Raw genomic sequence first — 23,223 nt, forward strand, 5'->3', positions numbered from 1 at the left:
GGGGTTAAAACTCCGTCCAATCGCTGAAAAATAATTTACTTATCAAATTCATATCACGCCCTCTTCCACCATATCCGCATCAATATCCACTGGCGGTTCCATTGTGCTTAGGGCACCGGCAACATCTGCCAGTCTCGGAGAGGCAAATAAACGTCTGAGGGGAAGGAGCAAACGGTGCTGCTGTTTTAGGCGGTCAATAAAGCGTGTCGCCAATAAACTATCGCCACCGAGTTCGAAGAAACTTTGATCGCGGTTAATCTTTGGCAAGCTGAGAAGCTCCTGCCAAATCTGCGCCACCAAGCGTTCGTTGTCTGTTACCAGTTCAGGGGCTTTTTGTTTTTCCGGTTTTTCTGCTGCATTTACCTGCTTTAAAACCAAAGCGCGATCCACTTTGCCATTTGCACTCAGGGGCATTTCCGGCAAAGTCACAACGAAATCCGGGACCATATAAGAAGGCAGCTGGGAGCGAAGGTATTCCCGTAGGTCGTCAGTATTAAAATCTGTTGGGCACTGGGGCCCGAGCACAACGGTAGCAACCAACTTTTGCGCATTAGCCAGCACCAGGGCCTGCTGCACAAACACTTGGCGAGTAAGTACGCTTTCGATTTCACCCAACTCAATACGATGGCCACGCACTTTGACCTGGCTATCGGCACGTCCCAAAAATTCCAGGCAGCCATTCGACCAATAGCGCCCAAGATCCCCTGTGCGATACCAGCGCTCACCATTAACTGTGACAAAGCGCGTTTCGGTTAACTCTGGTGCTGCGCGATAGCCCATGGCGACTCCGTCACCGCCAATCCACAGTTCACCTGTAACCCAGTCAGGGCAATCGCGCCCTTGGGTATCCACCACCCTAAATTGCTGGTTGGCCAGTGGGTATCCATAGGGAATCGAATGCCAGCTTGGGTCAACTTCTTCTACTTCAAAACTGTTAGACCAAATAGAAGCTTCAGTGGCGCCACCCAGTGCGATAAAACGGCATTCGGGCTGTACTTGTTTTAATCGCTGGGGTAAATCCAGGCCAATCCAATCGCCGGAATTTAATACCAAACGCAAATTGCCAGGCGGTGTACCGGCACCGACAGTGAGTAACATATCCAGTAGTGCCGGTACCGTATTCCAGATGGTGATGCCGTAGTGACATACCCATTGATGCCAGCGCTCGGCATCCCGTCGGTCCTCTTCTTCAATCAATACCAGCGCACCACCGACCGATAGCAGTCCGAAAATATCGTAAACAGAGAGGTCAAAATCCAGGGCTGAAATGGCCAGTACACGATCATTTTCATCAACAGAGAAACGTTCGTTGATATCCGCAATGGTATTCCAGGCGGCACCATGACTGATCTCGACGCCCTTGGGTTCACCTGTGGAGCCGGAAGTGAAAATGATATAAGCCAGTTGCTCAGCTTCTGTTGCAATAGGCTCATCTATAGGAGCGAACTGTTCGGCCTGTTGAATTGCACTTTGGTCGAGTACCACTTTTACATCGGCACGGCGCAACATTGACTCACGCCTCGCCTGCGGTTGATCGATACCGACAGGTAAATAAGTGGCTCCCGCTGCGAGTACGCCCAAAACAGCGGCAATCTGGTCGGGTCCTTTCGGCAGGTTAACGGCCACCACCTCGGCAGGTGAAACCTGGCTTTCCAATAACCAGGCAGCGATGCGCAAAGCACGTTCTGCCAGAACGCCATAACTCAGAGAATTATCGTCTCCCCAATATAAGGCGATATTGTCGGGATTTGCTTTTGCCCGCTGGAAAAATCGCTGCGACAAATTATCCGTTGGGTCAATTGCGGTACGCTTTTCAAGCTGGGTTCTCAGTTCCCGTTGAGCCTTGGGTAATAAATCAGGCGGTGTGGAATCCCATTCAGCGTCACCCGCCCATTGGAGTAAGCCGATATAGGCCTGGAACATTTCCGCGCACATCCCCTCAGGGAAAAGCGCTTCGACCACATCCCAATTTAAGAAAACGCCTCCCTCGACTTCGACCACCTGGTGATCCAACCAGACTTGCGGCGTTTGTGTCAGGGCCCAGATGGGTTCCCGCAGAGGCCCATCCTCCGGTGCCGCTGTGCCACCGGGAATACCCAGTGCACTGGTGAAGACCACGGGCATTGTGGCTTCCGCGTCGCTCTGTCGGCGGGCTAATTCCCGCATCAAGCTAACACTGGAAATATCGCGATGTTCCAGGGCCGCGCCAACTTCCCCTTGTATTTTTTTCGCTCTCACCAACCAGCTGTCACCGGCCTCTGGCCGGTAACCCACCAGGGTCAAGGAGGTGAAATCCCCCATCACTCGATAAATATCCGGGTGAACCTCACGGCGGTCGAATAAGGTAAGGTTCAGGCTCAAATCAGGGCGACTGCTCCAGCGGCTAAGCACTTCGGCAAATGCGGTTAGAAGCAGACTCGAAGGCGTGATTCCCTGTTCAGCAGCACGTGCAACCAGGCTTTGCCAGGTACTCTTGTCGATATGCTGTTGATGACGCACGAAATGCGGCCGTTCAATGGATGCCGGCTCCCGAACAATGGGTAATTGGGGCGCGGGGGGTAGCTCTGATAATTTGTGCTGCCAAAATGTTTTTGCGGCAGCCAGGGGACCTTCTTCAAGATCACTATCAAATACCGCAGTAGTTTGCGGTAACACATTGCGCACATAGTCGCGGAAAGATAGATCGATTGCAGGTAGATCAGTATCAGGGCTCTGGTAGAGAATATTTAACTCACGATAAAACAGCAGAATACTGAAAGCGTCGAGAATCAAGTTATCCAAACCGATGGCCAATCGGGTATTGCGGCCACAGCGTACCGCACGGACATCAAACAGCGGCCATCGGCTTGGCTCAAACACCTGCTCCGCATATTCCTGTCGCAGTTGCGCTAAAGCAGAAGTCGGATCACTGTCTATCTCTGTAACATTGATGGAAAATCTCGGCACATCCGCAAGGATGCGCTGTCGACCTTCGCTATCGAATACAGCCCGCAGCATCTCATGCCGGGCAATCATGGCGTTTAGCGCAGATTCCAAACGCTCCAGATCGAGATCAACAACGTCATATTCGCGATAAAAATGACAACCAATGCCACCCAAAACAAATTCTGGGTCCCTTCCCAGCCAATAGGCCCGTTGAACCTCAGTAGGTTCAAAAAGCTCGTGGCGAGTGGACGTATCCGATTGCCAAGGCGTAGTAGCAATTTCGGTAGCGCTGTTATTCTGCTCTGGATTCTCAGCAGGGTCTTGAGCTAATGTCGCAGCAAAGGCGGCCAGGCTTGGCTGGCTAAACAATTCCGACAGTGTGACACCTTCAAAGCCAGACTCACGCAGATCTCGCACAACACGGGTTGCTAACAGGGAGTCTCCACCGAGTGCGAAGAAGTTGTCGTCCCGGGCGATATCAGCAACATCGAGGAATTTACTCCAGGCGGCAGCGACCTGCTGCTCTAACTTGCCTTGCGGCGGATTCTGTTTTGCCTGATGCTGCGCTAGGGATTCATCGGCAAACTGTTGCAAACTACCGCGATCAATTTTGCCATTGGCGGTAAGGGGGATCTCAGTGAGACAGCAAAGCTCACTGGGAAGCATGGCGCTGGTCAATCGCTGGGTCAGGAATTCCCGCAGATCGCTCAAGGGTTCCTGCAATTGCTGCAAATCAACAAAGCACTTTTCTGAAGCGGTATTGGTTTTCGCCACTTTGGGCTCTGGAACTACAACCGCAACCACACCTCGCTGGGTCAGCAGAGCGACTGCTTGCGCAATCGCATTGTGCGCAGTCAGCGCGGCTTCGATCTCGCCGAGTTCGATGCGGTGTCCACGCACTTTGATCTGGTTATCGGCGCGGCCCAAAAATTCCAGGCAACCATTTGGCCAATAGCGGCCCAGGTCTCCGGTGCGATACCAACGTTCGCCTCCGTCTGTTACAAAACGTGCTGCGGTGATTTCAGCAGCACCTCGGTATCCAAGGGCAACGCCCGCACCACCGATCCACAACTCCCCTACCACCCAGTCAGGGCAATCTCGGCCCAGGGAATCCACCACCCTGAATTGCTGGTTGGCTAAGGGGTAACCATAGGGGACGGATCTCCAAGAGGGATCGACTTCTTTTACTTCAAAATTGTTGGACCAGATAGAAGCCTCGGTGGCCCCCCCCAAAGCGATAAAGCGGCAATCCGGATTTACACGTTTTAACCTTTCCGGCAGGTCCAGGCTGATCCAGTCTCCGGAATTTAATACCAGGCGCAGCTCTCCCGCTGGAGTATCACCACCGGTGGTTAACAGCATATCCAAAAGGGCCGGTACTGTATTCCAAACAGTAACGTTATGTTGACACACCAGCTGGTGCCAGCGCTCTGCATCCCGCCGAGATTCCTCTTCAACCAATACCAGTGCACCACCTGCGGACAGCAGCCCAAAAATATCGTAAACGGATAGGTCAAAATCCAAGGCTGATACTGCGAGCACACGATCACTTTCGTTAACAGAAAAGCGCTCGTTAATGTCCGCTATGGTGTTCCAGGCACTTCCGTGGCTAATTTCAACCCCCTTGGGCTCACCGGTAGAGCCAGAGGTGAAAATGGTATAAGCGAGGTCTTTTGTCTCACCCACTACGGGCCGGGATAAAGGGGCAACACCCGAGAGCACAGACAAGTCATCAATAACCAACTTGGCTCTGGCAAGCTTGAGCACACGCTCCCTGCGCAGCGGTGGCTGGTCTATTCCCAGCGGCAGGTAAGCCGCTCCAGCGGCCATTACCCCAAGAACGGCTATAATCTGCTCCGCGCCTTTGGGCAATAAAATCCCGACCATATCACCGAGTTCAACCCCCTGAAGTTGCAGGTAAGCTGCCATTGCCAAGGCGCTGTGGGCCAAGTCCCCATAGCTAATTTGCTCATCGTTCCAATACAAAGCCACGGCTTCCGGGTGGCTTTCAGCATTGTTAAAAAACTGCTCGTGTAATTGGTGAGACTGAATTTTTTTAGCCGTGGAATTTACCCGCTGGCGTTGCTGCTTTTGCTCAGCTGGCGGTAGCGAAGGTATTGGCTGATCCCAGAATTGTGGGTTGTCGATCAGGCGTTCCAGGAGCTGCGTAAAGGCTGCAAACATGCCATCCAGGACACCGGGCGCAAAAGCGGCTTCCCGCGCATCCCAATTCACGGACAGGCCGCCTTTTAGCTCCATAACTTGTACGTCCAGCCAAACCTGTGGCCCTTGGGAAATAATCCAATTGACATCTCCAAAGGCACTGCGAACTGACTCGCCAAATAATTCTCCCAACCCAAGCGCACTGGTAAAGACAACCGGCGCAAACACCGTTTGTCCCTGTTGCCTGCTGAGGTCACGCAGCACCTCTACGCCGGAATAACTCCCGTGCGCTACATCCTGACGGAAGTTGTGTTGTAAACGCTGTGCACGCTCAACAAAGGTTCCACTCTGGCTGCCCTGCCAGGCAAGCAAGATCGAAGAAGTAAAGTCTCCTACCAGAGAGTTGACATCCCGGTGCAGGGATTCCCGGTCGAACAGGGGGAGATTCAGCAGGAAATCTGACTCTTCGCTATAGATCGTAAGCACTTCCGCAAGCGCCGCTGCCAGGGTCATGGATAAAGTAATACGGTGACGACTCGCAAATTCCGCTAGCTGGTTTTTCCGATCAGCAGACAGACTATAGTGGCGACGAACAACGCGACGAGTGTCCTTAGACTCAATACCTATTGCAGTGGGTAATTGAGGAGCGCCGGGCAAATCTGCCAGGCGATCCTGCCAGTGCGCCTTAGCCCGCAGCTTCTCAGCCTGCCGCCCTTCCTTTGAGTGAAGAGCGCTGCGGTCGGCCTGGTAGCGCGGATAACTGTAATTCAACGGAACCAGAGACTGCTCTGGTTCCAGGTAGAGCTTGGCCAAGTCATTCAATAACACGCGCAGACTAAAGGCATCTGCAGCTACCATATCCAGATTAATATGTAGGCGTGTGCCGCCAGCTTTTAATTCCGCAGGTAACAATGAGAGCTGTACATCAAAAACCTCGCCCTGCGATATATCCAGCTGCCGATGGGAGAGTTGCTCCCTAACAGCGATAAGACTCTGCTCCGCTTCTGCGGCAGCCTGATGCCTGAAATCATGAACCTTTAAACCGGGCCAGCTCACTTCTACGGGAATCTGCTGTCGACCATCATCGAGGATTTGAACACGCAGCATCCCATGCCGCTCGAATAGGGAGCGCACAGCCTGTTCCAATCGATCAGGTACTACATCCTGGCCATCAAACTCATGATAAAAATGTGCGGCAACGCCCCCTAAATATTGATTCGGGTCTCGTCCAATCCAATAGGCATGTTGCATCGGTGCCAAATCAAAGGGAGTGCCTTCATCAAAGGCTCCTGGCACAGACAAATATTCACTGGTACTTTCTTCAGTTCCAGTAGCCAACTGAGGTAGAGAAAGCCAGACTTCCAATTGAGGCACTGCAATAAGATCAGCAAATTTTACTTTGATCTTTTTCTGCCTTAATTGACCAGCTATCTTCATGATTTGTACTGAGTTGAGCCCCAGTGCAATTAAGTCAGCCTGCGGATGAATGCCATTAATATCGGCATCAATAGCCTGACAAACTAAATCCTTTAACAAACTGGCCGGACTGATTGGCTCTGATTTATTCTGCGGCTTCGGCGACAAGAGATACGCTCCTTATTGCGTCTCGGATAACACGCATTTTGATACAACTTTCACGATACTCGTGGGTAGGAAGGGAAGCCTCAACCAGGCCACAACCGGCAAATAGTGTTACCTTGCCCGGAGTAATAAGTGCAGAACGCAGCGCAACAGCAAACTCCCCTTCCCCCTCGGCATTGAGCCAACCAACAGGTCCGGCATACCAACCGCGATCCAGGTCTTCATTTTCACGGATATACTTCAGTGCTTTTTTCCTCGGCAGGCCTCCCACCGCAGCACTTGGGTGTAAATCCGATAAGATATCCAATAGATTTACGCCATCTTTCACCAAGCCTTCTAGCGGCGTAAGCAAATGCTGAATTTGCTTTAACTTACAGAGTTGGGGTGGCTCTGCTTCCGCTAGGTTGTGGCAGTATTTGCGCAAAATAGAAAGGAGGTGTTGGACAACCAGGTCGTGTTCAAATCGGTCCTTATCGCTGTCAAGCAGAGATATCCCCAATTTATAATCAGTTGCCGGGTCTTTTCCCCGAGGTGCGCTACCGGCCAAAGCCACTGTGCTAATACGCCCGTCTTTACCAGCCGCTAAGCGCTCAGGCGAAGCCCCAAGAAAGCAACTTTTTCCGCGGGAAAAGGCAAATAAATAGGCATCGGGGTAAGATTCTTGCAAATATCCGAGAATACTTCCGGGGCAACAATCTACGGCCAGAGACTCCGACCGGGCGAGGACTAATTTTTGAAACTCGTTGCGCTTGATTGACTCAACTACATCAGCCACACGCTGCTGCCAAGCCATTTGGTCTGCATAATTTTGGCTAAAGTCAGATTCCACCAACAGTAAACTGTCATTCGCAGAGAGGTTGGAGCTACGGGATAAAATACGCTGCCACCGCGCTTTCACCCGCTTCGCAATATAGTTGCAGTCAGTTTGACCGGTAACAATAAAATTCATTACCAGATAACTGCGATCTCCTTCACAGTAAAGAGCCAATTCGGGTAGCGTAAGTACCCCTGAGGGGAAGTCCTGCCACAGCGATGAGGGAGCTTTTTGGCAATCAAAAGCAAATCCGCCGCATAAAACCGGCCGATGCCCCCCACTTATCACAGCGGAGGCCAGTAATTTTTGCCAATTGGCTTGGATTTCAGACCAAGGCTCCCCAGGAGCACAATTAAACTCTCGGGCAGAACCAAAGCTTGCAGAAAAATCATCACCACAAGGGGCACCCCACAGAGAGGCGATTCGTTCATGCCGATAGTTGGCGGCGAACAAACTAATTGGGTTACGCCTATGACACGGAAATGAGAATGACGCCAAAACCTCTGACTGCCCTTGGCTTAGCCTGGACTTGGCTTCCTGCAAACAGGCTTCCAGGCCGGTGTACTTAGAGCGACCTTTCATGCATCGCCCTCAATGGGCAAACCGCGCTCGGTGCGCCAATGCAGTACTTGCTGCTTGATAAACCACTGGATGATGTCAGTAAAAAGGCTCTCTATGTAATCTGCGGGTAGCTGCTCCTCCTCAGCCCAGCGGCGGCGGTCTACCAACATCGCTACAACTCGATCTGGAGCGGGGATACTGGTTTCATCCGGCTTAAACTGGGCTGCGGACAGGACATAATCCATACGCTGCTGCAACAACCTGATGATCTCGCGATCAATAGAATCAATACCTTGGCGGATCTCACCCAGGTTTTCACACTCCACTGGCAGCTTCGTCGCTTGCATAGAAACTCCATCACCTAAGCAGTTCGTCTTTCCATCAATGAGGAAACGTTATAACATATCATTTTGAAAATCAACGGAATGTTTCTTTTGGATTTGAACTTCATCTTGAAGAAACCTGCTGTTTGCTACAAAGATGAAATAATTCGAAGATCAGAAAAGTAAAAACTTAAATGAGGCAAGGCAAAGGTTTGCAAGCTGCGAGCTGAAGGAGAATAGGCCTCTAAGGTGCTCTATTCTCCCATCAATTGATTTCGATAATGTTGCGGGAGAGAGAAACTAAAGCGGATAAGCCAAGTGGAGCTTCTGAACAATATGAGCAACCACTAAATCAGGGCAATCTGATAGATAAAAGTGGTTACCTGAGTATTCTTTCAGGTGAAATTCACTATTGGTCCATTGCTGCCAGCCTTGAGCGTCATCGGTACTCAATTCAGGATCATCCCGCCCCACCAGCGCGGTGATCGGGCAATTTAAAGGTTGAACCGAAGACACCTTACTGGTTTCGATCAAGTGGTAGTCCTGACGTATGGCGGGAAGCAACAGGGCTCTCAGCTCGGGAATCTCCAATAATTCAGGAGCAGTACCGCCAAGCTTAACGAGCTGTCGGCACAGAGACTCGTCATCCAGTTTATGTACGCTCCCACCTCTTTGAAACTGTGGGGCTTCACGAGCAGAGACGAATATATGTTCAGGACCAGACAGGTTTTCACTATACAAGAAGAGAGCTAATTCATGTGCAACTGTCGCCCCCATACTGTGACCAAATACAGCCCAGGGTTTATCGAGGATAGGTTTGACAGCCCGACTCAATAAAGCAATTAAAGTTTGCATATCTGCGGGCATGACTTCATTACAGCGCTGCTCCCTGCCCGGCAAGCACACGAGAACCAATTCTATGGAATCAGGCAATAATTTCACCCAGGGCCGGTAAAGCGATGCCGTACCACCCGCGTGAGGCAAACACAAAAGTCGGATGGCCGCACTAGGTTTAGGGTCGGGAATTTGTAGCCAAGCACCGGACATAAATTAATCTCAATCGGAAATTTAATGCCGTGAATACTAACTGTTAATTCTTAATTTAGAAATCTAAACAGGTTCACCGGATGCACACACCAGCTCCCATTTAAAATTTTAGGAAACCAGTATGGAAGAAAATTTACTAAACGGTTACATACCCCACCGTGAAGAGCTAGAGCTTTTCTACCAGCAACAAGGGACTTGGGATAACCGACCTATTTGGGAGCTGATTACACGCAATGCGAAAAACTCCCCCAATCGCTGCGCAGTTCGGGATCAAGTAGGCCAATTAACTTACGTTGAACTGGTTAATGAGGCCGACAGCATTGCCGCAGGCTTGGTGGAGCAAGGCTACAAAGCTGGGGAGCGAGCAATACTCCAGTGGAGCAACCAAGTCAGTTTTATTACAACCCTACTCGGTTTATTTCGAGCGGGACTGGTTCCTGTATTAGCTTTACCTGCACATCGCCAAAATGAAATATGTCATTTTGCACAGGTCTCAGATGCCAGTATCTACATCACTTCAGGAACTGAAGGAGATGAAAACCGTCACTGCATGATAGAGCAAGTTGCCTCGCAATCTACAAGCCTGCGAGGCATATATAGTGCCGATGTACAGGATTCGTTTCCCCCGCTACCCAGAGGAGAGAGCCAAGACTTCACTCCAGCCTTCGCAGACCCGAACACTCCGGCTCTATTTCTCGTTTCAGGTGGCACTACGGGGCTGCCAAAACTTATTCCACGCACCCACAACGACTATCGCTACAATATCGCCTGCGCTGCGGCTGCATGCCATCTAGGCAAAGATGACATTTACCTGGCGGTACTCCCCGCCGCCCATAATTTTCCATTGGGCTGCCCCGGCATCCTGGGTACGCTATCTGTGGGTGGACAGGTAATATTCACCCAAGATGCAAGCCCAGACTATAGCTTCGAGCTGATAGAGCGCTTCGGCGTAACCGCCACAGCCCTAGTTCCGGCACTGGCTCAGGTCTGGACTGCTGCGACAGAATGGGAAGATGCCGATTTAAGCTCCCTCCGCTTGTTGCAAGTTGGTGGCTCAAAGCTGAGCCAAACTGATGCTAAAGCTGCAATAAATGCACTTCCCGGTGCGCTACAGCAAGTGTTCGGTATGGCCGAAGGATTGATCTGCTGCACCCGACACGAAGATAGTGCCGAGGTTATCACTGAGACTCAAGGCCGTCCTATGAGCCCTCTCGATGAGTTGCGAGTGGTCGATGATTGCGGACAAGAAGTGAAAACCGGGGAGGAGGGAGAGCTTCTCACTCGTGGCCCCTATACATTGCGAGGCTATTACCGAGCGGATCAACATAATCGCCGTGCTTTTACTCCCGATGGCTTCTATCGCAGCGGAGATCGTGTACGCATTCTCGACAACGGTAATATTGTAGTTACCGGGCGACTCAAAGATGTTGTGAACCGGGGTGGAGAAACTTTTGCATGTGATGAAATTGAAGAGCATCTACTTGCCCACCCCAGTATCCAACAAGCAGCTGTTATTCCTCTGCCTGATAAAGAGCTGGGAGAGCAAGTTGGAGCCGCTATCGTATGTGCAGATAAAGCGCCCTCTCTACAGATATTGCGTGATTTCTTGAGTGAAAGAGGCTTGGCCACCTTTAAACTACCAGAGCAACTTAAAGTGCTATCCCACCTACCACTTACCGCCGTAGGTAAAGTGGACAAAAGGAAACTGAAGTCAGTAGCTAAGAGCCACTGAACAATTCCGTAAATCCGCAGGGCGGGCCTTGAGAGCCACAGCTGTTGCCGTACACAAGCTAAACTGCTCGCCCACGAGGGAGAGGATTAAAAGCCACTCCCTCGTGGACGCAATCTTAAAGTTAGAAAGTGTAAGAAACCCCTGCCTGCCAAATATCCAAGTTTTTCATATCGAATTCGACGTGCTCATAATCGTTCACATCGTAATCACCCAACTTACCAATATTGTGCAACATATATTCGGCGCTCATTCGCAGAGAGTCAGTAAGGTTATAGCGAACACCTGCACCCACATGGAGGTAGCTCTTGCTGAACTTCTTCGACCCCTGGTAGCGCCCACCTCCGTATAATTCATTCATGGTATACGACCAATCCAACTGCCCGAAGCTATACCCCCCCAGTAAATACATACAGGCCCGGCCACAATGTTTGGACAGCTCTAAAACTCCAGTAATAGAGAACACATCTAAATCATACTTTTGGTTGATATTGTATCTCTCTACAATTGTCACTACATCAGTGACTGCATCAATATCAAAGGTGTCTATTGAGTGGGGTTCTTCTGAGCTGGTGGTGCCATAGCTGATACGAAGCTCAAGGGGATAATTATCAAAGTCAGCTCCAATAGCAAAGCTGCTCCAAAGCTCGCTGTCAGAACTAGAAAGTTCGTAGTAGCTAAATCCGTAAAGGTCACCGTCTTCTGTTATAGCGGTTCCCCGATAATCCTGATTCACTTCGAGCTTGTTGTAGCCCGCATTCAAAGAGACAAAAGGGTGAAAACTTAACGAGCTATTTTCATAACTATAGCCGGCAGCAGTAGCTTGTACGGAAATAAGGCTGGCGCCGAGAATTGCGGCAAACTGAAAACGCATAATATCCTCCTTGTGATTACTACGCTTTTTGGGGATAGAGGCTCCCTAGATTGCAGATAGGCAACAAGTGATTTTCCATACTGCGCCTCAGTCGATGATTGGCTCAGAAATCCTATTCTGCCACCTACAGAACGCCCCAACATTCTGCGCCAACGATACGCAAAAACCGATTCTGTGACAACGTTAACACTTTAGTGCCAACTTTAAGTAGATTTAGACCTACCTGCTTGGTACTTTTTTACTAGGAAAAATATTAGCAAAATTCCTTAAATGTGCGTCGTATTTGTGCCGATAGCACCTCCCCCTGGGGCCCTGTTACTACAATTGCGAGAGCCGCACTCGCTCAGAAAAGGACTTTGCTCTCTCAGGATGATCTGAGCGCCTTAATTAGTCCGCCGTTTGGCTTTGCCCAAAATAAGCGAACTTCATGCATCAACAAGGCTCCTTAGGTAACGACTGATGAATAATAGTAAAACCCGCAAGCTAACATCGCCGACAGTGTCCGATGGCCCCATGTGGGACCGCTTGATGGGAAACTATAATTTTGCCTGTGTAATGGTTTCAGCACAGCTGGACATCACCGGGCTTATTGATCAGGGCTATGACACCTGCGAATCACTCAGCCAAAAGTTACAACTCAGCAACAAAGGGATGGAATTCTATCTCTTGGTCATGAGCCATCTAGGCTATATCCATCTTGATAACCGGAGGTTAAAAAACACAGAGCTGAGTCACTGCTACCTTGCAAAAGGCAGCGACTACTACTGGGGAGAAGTGTTGCTCGACCCCTTCCATATTTATAACGTCAACCACCTGGATAAAAAGCTACTTGGTAGCTTAAAGCGGGAATATGAGCTGGAGTGCAAAGGCCGCTCAGTAACCGATATGTGGCAAAACAACGATATGGACTTAGAATCTGCGGCCGCCTTTACCCATCTAATGCACTCTCAAGGGTTTGCCTCTGCGGTTGCGGCGGTCTCTAGTGGGGTTTTTGAAGAGGTTCAATGCATGCTGGATGCCGGCGGTGGCTCGGGGACAATTGCCCTAGCGTTTAGTGATGCCTACCCCAAGCGCAAGGCCATACTATTTGACTTGGCGCCCGTGTGTAGGGTAGCTGACGAGTATGTGCAGAGTTTTGGTCAAAAAGAGCAGGTTCAAGTCGTCGCTGGGGACTTCTTCACTGGTCCGTGGCCAGAAGGTTGTGACGGAATTTGCCTGAGCAATGTTTTGCATGATTGGCACCCGGCCACCTGCCAACGGCTAATCGACAAAACCTTTGCGCTCTTGCCAAGTGGGGGGCAGCTCTTTATTCACGATATGCTCCGCGATGAAGCCCACCTGACCCCGAGTTTGTTTTGTTTCCATCTATTTATGAATCACGGCTCCCAGCTCTACTCTAGAGATGAGCTGTATAAAATGCTGGATAAAGCCGGATTTATAGAGCCTCAGTGCGGGCAGGCTCTCGGTTATTTCTTTGTGGTATCTGCAAGAAAGCCATAAACAGCGAAGCTGCTACTTCGCTGGCCACCCTCTCCTCTCTCGATACCTCTGTAATCTGCGTATAGCTGGAGATCAAATTATGATCATTCCTTGAAATGCTGGAGAGCAGCAGAAATAGGCGCTACTCTCCAGTGGGCTCAGCAATTAGAGCCGGGATGGATGACTCCCCGGGTCACCCTCTATATGGGGTTTGTCATCGTGGGAGACTCTGTGTTCGCCCTGAACGGGAATCTCCCAATCCCCCTCTTTCGTCCAGGGGTCATCCACTGGAAATTCTTCAATATAGATTTCTTTCTGTTCGTAGCTCGGCTGGTAGCGCAGATCATAGTGCGCAGCTTTTACAATCGATATACATAGCAGCAGAGCGACAATCAGTAGTGGAACTCCACCGATAACGCTGGCGGTTTGCAGTGTCTCCAGCCCCCCCAGGAACAGCAGCGCTATCGGCATCACTGAAAGCGCAAATGCCCAAAACAGCCGATTCCAGCGTGCAGGCTCTTCATCGACTTCTTTTTGTACAACAGCAGCCAGTATGTATGAGATGGAGTCGAATGTGGTGGCAGTAAAGATCAAGGCGAGCACCGTATACACCAGGATCACCAGCTTACTGCCAGGGAGCGTCTTGAGCGTGGCAAAAATTGCGGCGGTAGCACCCTGCTCATTCAGTACTTGTACCAGGTCCAGCTCTCCAGAAAACTGTAGATAGACGCCGTAATTGCCAAGCACCATAAAGAACAAAAAGCAACCGAGAGTGCCGTAGAAGATGGAGCCGACCACCATGGTCTTGATAGTTCGCCCCCGAGAGATACGCGCAATAAATAAGCCGACACTGGGAGCAAAAACCAACCACCAAGCCCAATAGAAGATGGTCCAGTCTTGCGGGAAATGGGTCTTCGGGAACTGCTCAAACTCTGCAAACGGCTCTGTCCAGGCGGCCATATGGAAGATGTTATCCAGTACGCGGCCCAAGGCATCTAAGCCTGTATTCAGCATAAATAAGGTAGGGCCAGCGAGGAAAACGAACAGAAGAAGCAAAATGGACAGCGACATATTCAGATTGGACAGTGCGCGGATGCCTTTCTTGAGGCCAACAAAAGCACTATAGCCAAAGATCGCCGTGCATATCATTAGCACCACAACCTGAGTCGCCAGCCCCGTAGGCACACCCATCAACTCATGAGCGCCCTGAGTGATCAGTGGCGCAGCAATCCCTAAAGTCGTAGCGCCGCCACCCAACATACCAAAGATAAACAGCACATCGATTAACTTGCCGAGCCCACCCTGAGCGCGCTGCTCTCCCAGAACGGGCATCAGTGCCTCGCTGATTTTCAGCACACTGTGGTTTCGAACATAATAGAAGTAGGCAATAGGCAGGGCGGGTATCAGATAGATAGACCAAGCCAGTGGCCCCCAGTGAAATATGCCGTAGGCTACCGCCCAGCGCGCCGCCTCAGGGGTGCCGCCCTCAACCTGAAAAGGTGGGGTCTGGTAGTAGTAGATCCACTCGACCATGGACCAGTAGAGAATCGATGCGCCGATACCAGCACAAAAAAGCATGGAGGCCCAGGATAGCGTGGAAAACTCAGGGTTTTCCTCCGGTGTCCCCAGCTTGATCTGGCCAATATCACTAAATACGATATAGACCATAAAAAGAATCGCCCCAACACCGAGGGCCAGATAGAAAACGCCCAGCTTGTCGGTAACAAAACTCTTGGCAGCTAAAACCCAGGCGGCCCCCACTTCGGGGAACAGTACCAAGGGTATTGTCACCGCCAGTAGTAGCGCCAATGAACCAAAAAAAGTGGGCTTATCGATGATCTCTCTGAATTGACTAGACAACACTTGCCTCCCAAATGCCTTGTAAACCGCGGCAAATAAAAGCAAGGGGGACTTTATATAAGGAGCTTTGTTATGCGGTATTAGTGATAGAGCTTATATAAGGATAGATAGAGTTGAGAAGCCTTGGCTCAATTCCTTGATGCCCCCAGCCTAGAGGGCATCAATCAGGTTGCAGCCCAACCACAACTTAGAGCGTGGACCGTCTGGGGTTTGGGCTATAGCGGCAACTTGCACAGCCTCGCAGTTGCGGCTACGCCTAACCCCCACAGCTTTCAAGGCCTGTAGGGCTATTGCGGAATTAATCCCGGGTCTCTCAACTACTGCTAAATTTGCTTTTACTTACTTTCATAGTATCAGCTAGCCAAAGTATTTCAATTTGACAGAGATCACAGTTACGTACACCAACCAACGGTGATCGAGTGGCGCCCGCTCTCGCCAAACTCAGATTACCGCTTGCTTAAAGCGCTCTCCAGCTGAGCAAACTGCCCTTGAAGCATCGCTTTCTCCTGTAGAACGATACGGTTTTCATCCGATAGGCGCTCTACTTGATTCTTTGCTGATACCAGCTCCGATTCCAGCTTCTCAAGGGCCTGCTGCTGGAGCTGAACCTCTTTGGCACTTGCCGAGCCATCACTCTGAAGGCGGGCAAGCTCCCTTAGCAGCTTATCAAGCTCCAGGCGCTGAGTTTCAGACTGTTTCGACTGCTCTTCAGTTTGCTGTTTGTAGCTGGCCGCCTCAGCCTGCGCGGCGCCTATACTCTCACGCAACTCCTGCTTCTCGCGGTTGAGTTCTACAACTAGGGCCTGGCCCTGCTTATACAACAACCCCTGCTCAGAGAATTTTTGCTCGGCCAGCCCCAGCTGCTCAGTCAGCGTAGCCACCTGCCCTTTAAGCTGCTCGCTAGAGGCCCGATATTGGTCTCGCTCGTGCTGACGATCGGTAGCGGTGCGTTGCTGGAAGTGCTCGAAATGCTCGCGTATATCGCGATTCTCCCCCTTCATCTCCTCAATTGAAGCCTTTTGCTCTTCAATTCGGGCCCCAGCCTGCTCCAGCTGGAATCCATTCTTGTCCAAGTCCGACTGAGCCTCGTCCAGCGCAATCTTGAGGCGACGCTTCTCGCTTTCTGAAGCGGATAGCTTTTGCTCCAGCTCTCGAATCAACGCTGTCTGCTTACTGTTAGTCTCTTGCGCTGCGCTCAGACTCTTATTGAGCTCCTCCTCCCGAGCCTCAAACTCCTGTTGAACCTGCTCAACCCGCTGATCTGCATCGCCCTGTATACGCTGGTGGAGCCCCTTCAATGCTTCCACCAAATCCTTGGGTAAGCCGCTGATATCGGTGCTGTTGGAAGCCTCATTCTTCCAGCGTTTTAGGAGTGGTGCGATCGTACTTTTACTTCCCGTCCCCAAGTGGGCGCGCACCTTATCAACCGTGGGTTCCTCCCCCCGGGCCTTAATCGCCTTTGCCGCCTCAAAGATATCCAGATACGTGACTCCTGTGCGCGCCATTTAGTGCTTCCTCAGATTATTTTGTACCAAATTACGTATTACGTAATAATACATAATATTGAAAAATAAACCAATCCTTGAATTAACCTGCATAACCTTCGATAATGATTCTTATCGCAGGTTATATACACAAGAAAAGCCGCATTTAGCGTACCCTCAGTACAAGTAGCGGTTTCTGGACGACACGGAACTCATGAGAAAACAGCCCTCAAACCCAACCCCAACACAGTCCCAGCCCCTACCCAGCAGTACACTCAATGGCGCCGGGTCACTGCTGAGTGAAGATGACATCCAGAAATACCTGCGCGCGGCCACCTCAGACAGCACCCGCAAGGCCTACCGGTCTGCTATCCGCCAGTTTGAGAAGTGGGGGGGGAGATTGCCCACCGACAGTCACTCATTGGTGAGTTACCTACTGGCCCGGGCCGAGCAGCTGAATCCCCGCAGCCTGGATCTACACCTAACCGCTATAGGCCAGTGGCACCAATATCAGGGCATCCCCAATCCGGTAGCTGAACCGCTGGTGCAAAAGACCATGCGCGGTATTCGCCGCACCCACGGCAAACCCAAACAAAAGGCCAAGGCCTTGAGCCTCGAACACATTGCGACGCTCACCCGCCAACTGCGCTCCCAGGCGGACTCAAAAAAGAAGGCGCGAGACCTGGCGCTAGTGTTGGTGGGCTTCTTTGGCGCCTTTCGGCGCAGTGAGCTGGTGGCAATTCAGGTAGAAGACCTGATTTGGGAGGAGGAAGGCTTGATTATCCGCCTCCCCAAATCAAAAACAGATCAAAGCGGCGAGGGAATGATGCGCGCCCTCCCCTTCGGCGCCGCTGAAATCTGCCCCGCACGGGCGCTAAAATCCTGGCTGGAAGTAAGCGGTACTACAGCTGGGCCGGTATTTCGTGCAGTTAACCGCTGGGATACCGTTCAGGCCCGACAGCTGAATCCAACGGCAGTCAATGATCTACTCAAGAGTCTTGGCAATGCCTGCGGTTTCGACTTTGTTGCCGAGCTTAGCAGTCACAGCTTCCGCCGAGGCTTATCCACCTCTGCGGCGCGGGAGAAGGTCGGCTTTGAGCTGATCAAGAAGCAAGGTGGCTGGAAAAGTGATGCCACGGTGTGGGAGTACATTGAAGAGGGGCAGCAATTTACAGATAACGCCTCGGCTATCTTGATGAAAAAGGTGGCCGAGCTACTTTAAGCCAGCTGAGCGGGCGGCTGTTGCGGGGCTTGAGCCTACTGCGCCCGGCAACTCAACTGCTACTGTTGATTTCCTTGAGCATAATTCCGAGTCGTTTCCGGCAGCTACTACGCCAGACTGCGAAGCGGCCAAACTCCAGCAACTGGATTTTATTTGTATTGGGTTTCAAGCCAAATTTTTCAGGCGTTAGGATAGTGCCTTCTGAAAGTGTTGAGCATCCGAGCTGTACTGGAAGCCCATCACGCTGTTATCCACATAGCGAACTGTGTAGCAGGCGTCGGTCAGAAATATGGTGCACGAGAAAGTGTAATAGCCAACCGTGGTCGATAGCGTCAAAGAACTGGCTTATATCTGTACCCAGTTCACAGATCTTTGCTCAATAGCTGCCACGATGGCGCCAATCGCGCAATGCTGACTGCGGCTCGACGCACTGGGTATCCCTATGATCGGAAGCGCCCCACGAAAAGAGCGGCTATTGCCGAGCGGCGCCGACAACACCTCACCAAAAAGGGGATCAATCGCACTAGGTGGACCCCTTATCACTAATCAAAATATCGACAAAACCACCCATAGCCAAAGGACTAAAAAGTCTCTTCTTGTTTGCGGTCTGCCCCGAGAGCCAGGCCAATCAAAGTACTGAATATCAACTGTAAGGGCGCGTCAGAATATCAATTTAATACCCTGGAGCGCTTACCCATATAATGACGATGTTTATTCCTCCAGAGGAATAAATCCAAGTATTGCAGTTCACACCTTCCCAAAATATGCCGTCTTATTTAACTCAGGAATAGCAATATGGAAATTGAAAGCACAAGCAGTGAAGGCGCTTTAGAGCCCGAAACCCCAGCCCCGGGGCCTGTTAGCGGGAAGTACTCTCCGGATAATCCGCCCAAAGGCTGGACATATGTCAATTACAAAAATATACCCGGTGGCGGATTTCAGTGCCCAAACTGCAATGCGGTTGAAGATGGGGCTGATGTAGACGGGCACAATTGCTAGCCGCCCCCCCCCGCCAAACCTGGAAGGGCAAGACCGAGTGTTTTGCCCTTTCGCAAAGGTTGAATCAAAAGTGTTTATTGCTCCAATCTCACTCGACAACTGTGACCATTTTTGCCCCTATTAGTCATTTCAGAGTGAGCGGCCAGAGGCACTGAAAAACAAGGGTAGGCACCTGGCGCAATGCAGGATATCCCCCTGAATCGTATTCAGAAGCTCTTTCTTAACCTGAGAGCTGCATCACCTCGACACCTGTGCCAATCCGTAGGTATGGCCTCAGAAGATTGTCGTACCGGGGGTCAAATCTCCCGGGGCCAGGGTGCCGATAAAACCATCCTAACAAGATACCCAAATCATATGAGAAGCGCCTTAAAAAATAGCATTTTTATTAGGTTTATTTGTATCTTCTTAAAGATATTTACAAGCCTGGGCCCATAGGGATACATTGCCCGTCTTCTTGATTTTCGTCAACCCTGCCACCCACCCCTCACATACCCGGCTCTTTCCTGAGGCTCCCGGGGGGAACCTGTTTTGTGTGGTGGCACTACTACTTTTGCGAGGTCCCTACCCCGAATGAAGCCAGAGTTCTTGGAGCATATCCTGGATAGCAAGCTGTTTATCACTGTATGCCTTATCAGTGCCGTTATGCTGTTGCGCGGCCTGCTCACACTGGCGATTGCGCGCAGTCGCTGGCAGAAGGCGGATAAGCGCCGCCGTATCAATACCGTACATAATATTGGCAATCTCCTGCTGGTTGTCGGTTTGATGGTGATCTGGATAAGTGAACTCAGGGAGTTTGCTTTATCCATTGCCGCTTTTTCTGTAGCGATTGTTCTGGCCCTGAGAGAGGGAGTGCAATGCCTTGTTGGCGGCTTGTACCAGGCCAATATGCGCTCATTTACAGTGGGCGACTGGATTAAGGTGGGCGATCAATTTGGTGAGGTCACCGATAGTGACTGGTTGAGCACAACTCTTTTGGAAATAGATCCCCACGGCTTGGGCAATGGTTATACCGGCACAACACTGTACATACCCAACAACGCATTCTTTACCCAACCGGTAAAGAACCTGAACTTTATGCGCCGCTATATCGAGCACACATTCTCGATTACCCGGGAGAGCAAGGGCGTAAACCCTTTTGAAGCCAAGCAGTTTATTTCTGAGCGACTCAAGGAGCACTGTGAATCCTTCCGGGAAGTGGCCGAGCGCTACTGCAACTTGATCGAGAATCGTATGGGGGTTGAACTATCTGGCCCAGATGCCAAGGTCTGCATCACGACGAACGAGTTCGGCCATGATGTAATTACCGTAACCGTTTTCTGCCCCCGGGAGGAAGCCACTCATATAGAGCAACTGGTGACTGAAGACTTCTATAATTTTTGGTTTAAGAAGACCAACACCTCGCACTCTTAGGATGCGAGATCACCCATAATACTCCCCTTTAGAGTGGTTGCCATAAGATGGTGACCACTACGGCTCCCGCTCAATATAAGGGGGCACCTCTCTCAGGCCAGAGCTAAGACTCTATATTGTTGTACCCGACTAGCGTCTATTCAGCAAACACAAACTTGTCTTTTTGCAATACCCGCTCACCGTCAAAGCGGTAAGCTACAAGCTTGCCGTTTCCCGCCACCGAGTAATCGAGGCAAGCCACATTGTCAGTCAAGGGGGCAGGCTCGCCGCTCAACCAATAGTGACCGATAAAACAAGGTTTATTCGTTTTCGAGTAGTGAGGAATACCAAAAGGTAGCGGTAATCTAGCGGCTGAGCCAATATCAACCCCCAGTGGCAGCGCAATCTCACCGAGCGTTTTTGCACAAGAGCTCCACCATTGAACGCGAACGGCAGAGCGGCAATTGCCATCCTTGTCGAGAAAGCTTACACCCTGAGGCAACTCAATTTCACACCCCTTGAGCAAGGTTTCTACCGCTTTAAAGGCATCACTGCCCGGGGAGCTGGCCTCCAACAAAAGCTCGGGGGTTAGCTTGCCCCTATCAGTTCTCGATGCCAAAAAGTTAACGCTCTCCTTATCCCAACAAGCGTGTACTACTCGCAGTGGTCCCAGGTCAAGCCATAGAGGCAATGACCTAAAGAAGTTCAGGACCTGGAATTTCTCAGGGTTGCTACTGGGGTACTCATTTAGAAAAGCCTGGTGCTGCTTGGTGTTTTTATCCGTATGCAGACGCAGGGGCTTGCCATTGACTTCGGTGTGATAAGCCAGGGCGTTAAACTCGTGATTACCCATAATCGCTTTGGCATGACCATTTTCCACCATGCTCATTACTATCTTTAGGAGCTTGCGGTGCTCTACCAGGTGCTCACCGCGATCGATAAAATCGCCAAGAAAGATGACCTTCCGCGTTGGGTGCGCATAGCCGCTGCCGGTGTCCCGATAACCCAGAACTTCGAGCAGCTCAATCAATGCGCTGGCGTGGCCATGAATATCGCCAATGATGTCGTACTTGCTGTGCTCCATGCCGATCCTACCTCCTAAAGCTATACTCAAACCCTGTATATGTATTGCCCCCAGGGTTAATCTGTTCAATTTATCAGCAATACAGGGATCTGCACAGGATTGGAGAGGGGTTAGGTGGCTTATGCCACCCTTACCCCCTGCAAACTAGAGCCTCTGCACTGGTGAAGGAGCTCTTTTATAGTTCGCCTGACGTGTTTCAGAAAAGGAAGATCAGTAGCCGAGGCCGCTAGCGATCAAGTGTCACTAGCGGTTATTCTGCTCTGGCCTTAACTCTCCCCATCGACCCGGAAGTTGGCCACATCCCAGGCTCGTTCACGGATAACCCGGGCATTGTCCTCTAAATAGGTGGTACCTGTCGGATCGCCATCTATTGTGATATCCGGATTGGACCACTGCTGAATCCTCGGCCCACCTCGGTTTGAGGGGCAGTTGTAGGCCATCACGGTTCTCCAGGTTGAAGCGGTGGTATTACAGTAACCGTGGCCATATCGAAAAGGGGTCGTACTTGAGTCACTGTAGATAATATGGCGGGCTCCCAGTAAGTGGCCGATTTCATGGGCAAAGCTGAAATACCCTGTTGCGCACCCTTCCCTAGCAAAAGCCAGTGCTGTTGATTCGGATGCATAGATAGCCTTAGCCAAGCCACAAGACCCGCTGTATAACTCATTACCCGTTAAAACCATCATTACATCAGCACTATATAAATCTCTCAATTCGTACAGTTCTTGAGTTTCTGGGTATTCACTGTTGGAAAAATACTCCCGATCGGTATAGAAACTGCCACTTTCGGTATAACTGGTTTTATAAGCGTGGACAATTTCAACCGAAGTATCGATATCGCTATTGACAAAAGAAACGTTGGTTTCCTCTTCCAATAGATCCATATAGGCCGAAACGTCTCCGGCATCAGTTTCAAAGGCTTCAGTGTAAGTGACAATAACGGTAATTTTCCCACCAGAATCTGACACTGTATCTACAGAAGTAGTGTCGAGCGTCCTTGCATTGAGAGTGGAGCTAACGTCTTCAAAATAACCGTCATCATGGTCGATAAGAGAGCTGCTGGGAACTTCGCTAATGGTTACTTCACCATGCCCGGCGGGCCTGACCTTATAGAGCCTCCCCTCGGATTGAATGGAACCAACGATCTTCCCGTTGTTTTCTGCCAAAGTAACAAAGCTATTGCCGTCTTCGGAGAACGCGGACAATGAAGTTTCGTTCTGCCTTGAGCGAATATTTTGCAGGATAAACTTTTGTTTTTTGCCTTGCCCTGGGACCTCAAGGGTGCTCCCCGGCTTCAATCTAAGGATTTCTCGGTTAAATTTTCTTTTGAGTACTCGTGAAGCTAAAAGCTTTTTAGTTTCAACCTTGGCGGGCTCAAAGAAGATTGCATGGGATTCTTCTTTGGAGGAGGCGTTTAACGCAGTAAACAATAAAACAAAAGGCACCAATAACTTAAAACTTTTCACAGACACACTCCCTATATCTGTATTTGAGAATATCAACCTATAAAAGAAGCACCCAAGCTGGAAATACACCGTTTAGCAAAGCCTGCAAAAGACCAAGCCGGTATATTTATTGAGATCTAAAGTGCGGGGAGTACTCTATAGGATTTCTGGCAGAAAAACCATTCAGACGCCAAGCAATGATTTTTAGTCATACTTTTTTGGCAAAGACAGATGTTACAAGGTG

The 23,223-nt window shown here is 50.5% G+C and carries 14 protein-coding genes; 5 read left to right on the forward strand and 9 right to left on the reverse strand.

The features are described 5' to 3' along the window. Positions 1–48: 48 nt before the first annotated feature. The 4 genes from ACJJIF_RS04470 to ACJJIF_RS04485 form a co-directional block, all read right to left on the reverse strand. Positions 49–6,672, reverse strand: coding sequence for a non-ribosomal peptide synthetase (locus ACJJIF_RS04470; protein WP_444931044.1), 6,624 nt, complete (start codon positions 6,670–6,672; stop codon positions 49–51). After that, entirely contained in the window at positions 6,650–8,065 is a 1,416-nt protein-coding gene (locus ACJJIF_RS04475) for an isochorismate synthase (protein ID WP_444931045.1), read from the reverse strand. Before ACJJIF_RS04475 ends, ACJJIF_RS04470 begins: the two co-directional genes overlap by 23 nt. Further along, the gene (locus ACJJIF_RS04480) at positions 8,062–8,391 is read right to left on the reverse strand and encodes an isochorismate lyase (protein WP_444931046.1); all 330 of its coding nucleotides are present in this window, start codon (positions 8,389–8,391) and stop codon (positions 8,062–8,064) included. Before ACJJIF_RS04480 ends, ACJJIF_RS04475 begins: the two co-directional genes overlap by 4 nt. A 276-nt stretch (positions 8,392–8,667) precedes the next feature. Further along, the gene (locus tag ACJJIF_RS04485; RefSeq protein WP_444931047.1) at positions 8,668–9,414 is read right to left on the reverse strand and encodes a thioesterase II family protein; all 747 of its coding nucleotides are present in this window, start codon (positions 9,412–9,414) and stop codon (positions 8,668–8,670) included. Between the two features lie 121 nt (positions 9,415–9,535). Between ACJJIF_RS04485 and ACJJIF_RS04490 the strand changes: the two genes are divergently transcribed. After that, positions 9,536–11,146, forward strand: coding sequence for a (2,3-dihydroxybenzoyl)adenylate synthase (locus ACJJIF_RS04490; RefSeq protein ID WP_444931048.1), 1,611 nt, complete (start codon positions 9,536–9,538; stop codon positions 11,144–11,146). A gap of 121 nt (positions 11,147–11,267) precedes the next feature. Here the strand turns inward: ACJJIF_RS04490 and ACJJIF_RS04495 are convergent, their stop codons facing one another. Next, a complete protein-coding gene (locus ACJJIF_RS04495) occupies positions 11,268–12,017 on the reverse strand; it encodes an outer membrane beta-barrel protein (RefSeq protein ID WP_444931049.1) in 750 nt (249 codons plus the stop codon). Between the two features lie 459 nt (positions 12,018–12,476). Between ACJJIF_RS04495 and ACJJIF_RS04500 the strand changes: the two genes are divergently transcribed. Next, on the forward strand, positions 12,477–13,517 hold the full coding sequence (locus tag ACJJIF_RS04500; RefSeq protein ID WP_444931050.1) for a methyltransferase: 1,041 nt from the start codon (positions 12,477–12,479) through the stop codon (positions 13,515–13,517). A 144-nt stretch (positions 13,518–13,661) separates the two neighbouring features. Here the strand turns inward: ACJJIF_RS04500 and ACJJIF_RS04505 are convergent, their stop codons facing one another. Then, a complete protein-coding gene (locus ACJJIF_RS04505) occupies positions 13,662–15,356 on the reverse strand; it encodes a BCCT family transporter (RefSeq protein WP_444931051.1) in 1,695 nt (564 codons plus the stop codon). 446 nt (positions 15,357–15,802) lie between these two features. Next, positions 15,803–16,861, reverse strand: coding sequence for a DNA-binding protein (locus tag ACJJIF_RS04510; RefSeq protein ID WP_444931052.1), 1,059 nt, complete (start codon positions 16,859–16,861; stop codon positions 15,803–15,805). Positions 16,862–17,054: 193 nt separating this feature from the next. On the opposite strand from ACJJIF_RS04510, the gene ACJJIF_RS04515 reads away from it, so the two are divergent. The 3 genes from ACJJIF_RS04515 to ACJJIF_RS04525 all read left to right on the forward strand — a co-directional run bounded on the left by ACJJIF_RS04515 (position 17,055) and on the right by ACJJIF_RS04525 (position 20,471). After that, positions 17,055–18,062: a tyrosine-type recombinase/integrase gene (locus tag ACJJIF_RS04515; protein WP_444931053.1), complete on the forward strand. Its 1,008-nt coding sequence runs from the start codon at positions 17,055–17,057 to the stop codon at positions 18,060–18,062. A 795-nt stretch (positions 18,063–18,857) separates the two neighbouring features. Then, entirely contained in the window at positions 18,858–19,061 is a 204-nt protein-coding gene (locus ACJJIF_RS04520; RefSeq protein WP_444931054.1) for a hypothetical protein, read from the forward strand. A gap of 570 nt (positions 19,062–19,631) precedes the next feature. Then, positions 19,632–20,471 (forward strand): mechanosensitive ion channel family protein, encoded by an 840-nt coding sequence (locus ACJJIF_RS04525; RefSeq protein ID WP_444931055.1) that lies wholly within the window; start codon positions 19,632–19,634, stop codon positions 20,469–20,471. 136 nt (positions 20,472–20,607) lie between these two features. Here ACJJIF_RS04525 and ACJJIF_RS04530 read toward each other — a convergent pair whose 3' ends face one another. Both ACJJIF_RS04530 and ACJJIF_RS04535 read right to left on the reverse strand, forming a co-directional pair. Next, positions 20,608–21,534, reverse strand: a complete 927-nt coding sequence (locus ACJJIF_RS04530) for a metallophosphoesterase (RefSeq protein ID WP_444931056.1) — start codon at positions 21,532–21,534, stop codon at positions 20,608–20,610. Between the two features lie 266 nt (positions 21,535–21,800). Further along, entirely contained in the window at positions 21,801–23,000 is a 1,200-nt protein-coding gene (locus ACJJIF_RS04535) for a M12 family metallo-peptidase (protein ID WP_444931057.1), read from the reverse strand. Positions 23,001–23,223 lie beyond the last annotated feature (223 nt).

Source organism: Microbulbifer regidiadema (SeqCode), from assembly GCF_052467605.1.

Bases quoted from the DNA above. Each gene is read 5' to 3' on its own strand.
- ACJJIF_RS04485 (WP_444931047.1), bottom strand. From the start codon at position 9,414: ATGTCCGGTGCTTGGCTACAAATTCCCGACCCTAAACCTAGTGCGGCC.
- ACJJIF_RS04510 (WP_444931052.1), bottom strand. From the start codon at position 16,861: ATGGCGCGCACAGGAGTCACGTATCTGGATATCTTTGAGGCGGCAAAG.
- ACJJIF_RS04530 (WP_444931056.1), bottom strand. From the start codon at position 21,534: ATGGAGCACAGCAAGTACGACATCATTGGCGATATTCATGGCCACGCC.
- ACJJIF_RS04525 (WP_444931055.1), top strand. From the start codon at position 19,632: ATGAAGCCAGAGTTCTTGGAGCATATCCTGGATAGCAAGCTGTTTATC.
- ACJJIF_RS04500 (WP_444931050.1), top strand. From the start codon at position 12,477: ATGAATAATAGTAAAACCCGCAAGCTAACATCGCCGACAGTGTCCGAT.
- ACJJIF_RS04480 (WP_444931046.1), bottom strand. From the start codon at position 8,391: ATGCAAGCGACGAAGCTGCCAGTGGAGTGTGAAAACCTGGGTGAGATC.
- ACJJIF_RS04490 (WP_444931048.1), top strand. From the start codon at position 9,536: ATGGAAGAAAATTTACTAAACGGTTACATACCCCACCGTGAAGAGCTA.
- ACJJIF_RS04475 (WP_444931045.1), bottom strand. From the start codon at position 8,065: ATGAAAGGTCGCTCTAAGTACACCGGCCTGGAAGCCTGTTTGCAGGAA.
- ACJJIF_RS04520 (WP_444931054.1), top strand. From the start codon at position 18,858: ATGGAAATTGAAAGCACAAGCAGTGAAGGCGCTTTAGAGCCCGAAACC.
- ACJJIF_RS04515 (WP_444931053.1), top strand. From the start codon at position 17,055: ATGAGAAAACAGCCCTCAAACCCAACCCCAACACAGTCCCAGCCCCTA.
- ACJJIF_RS04495 (WP_444931049.1), bottom strand. From the start codon at position 12,017: ATGCGTTTTCAGTTTGCCGCAATTCTCGGCGCCAGCCTTATTTCCGTA.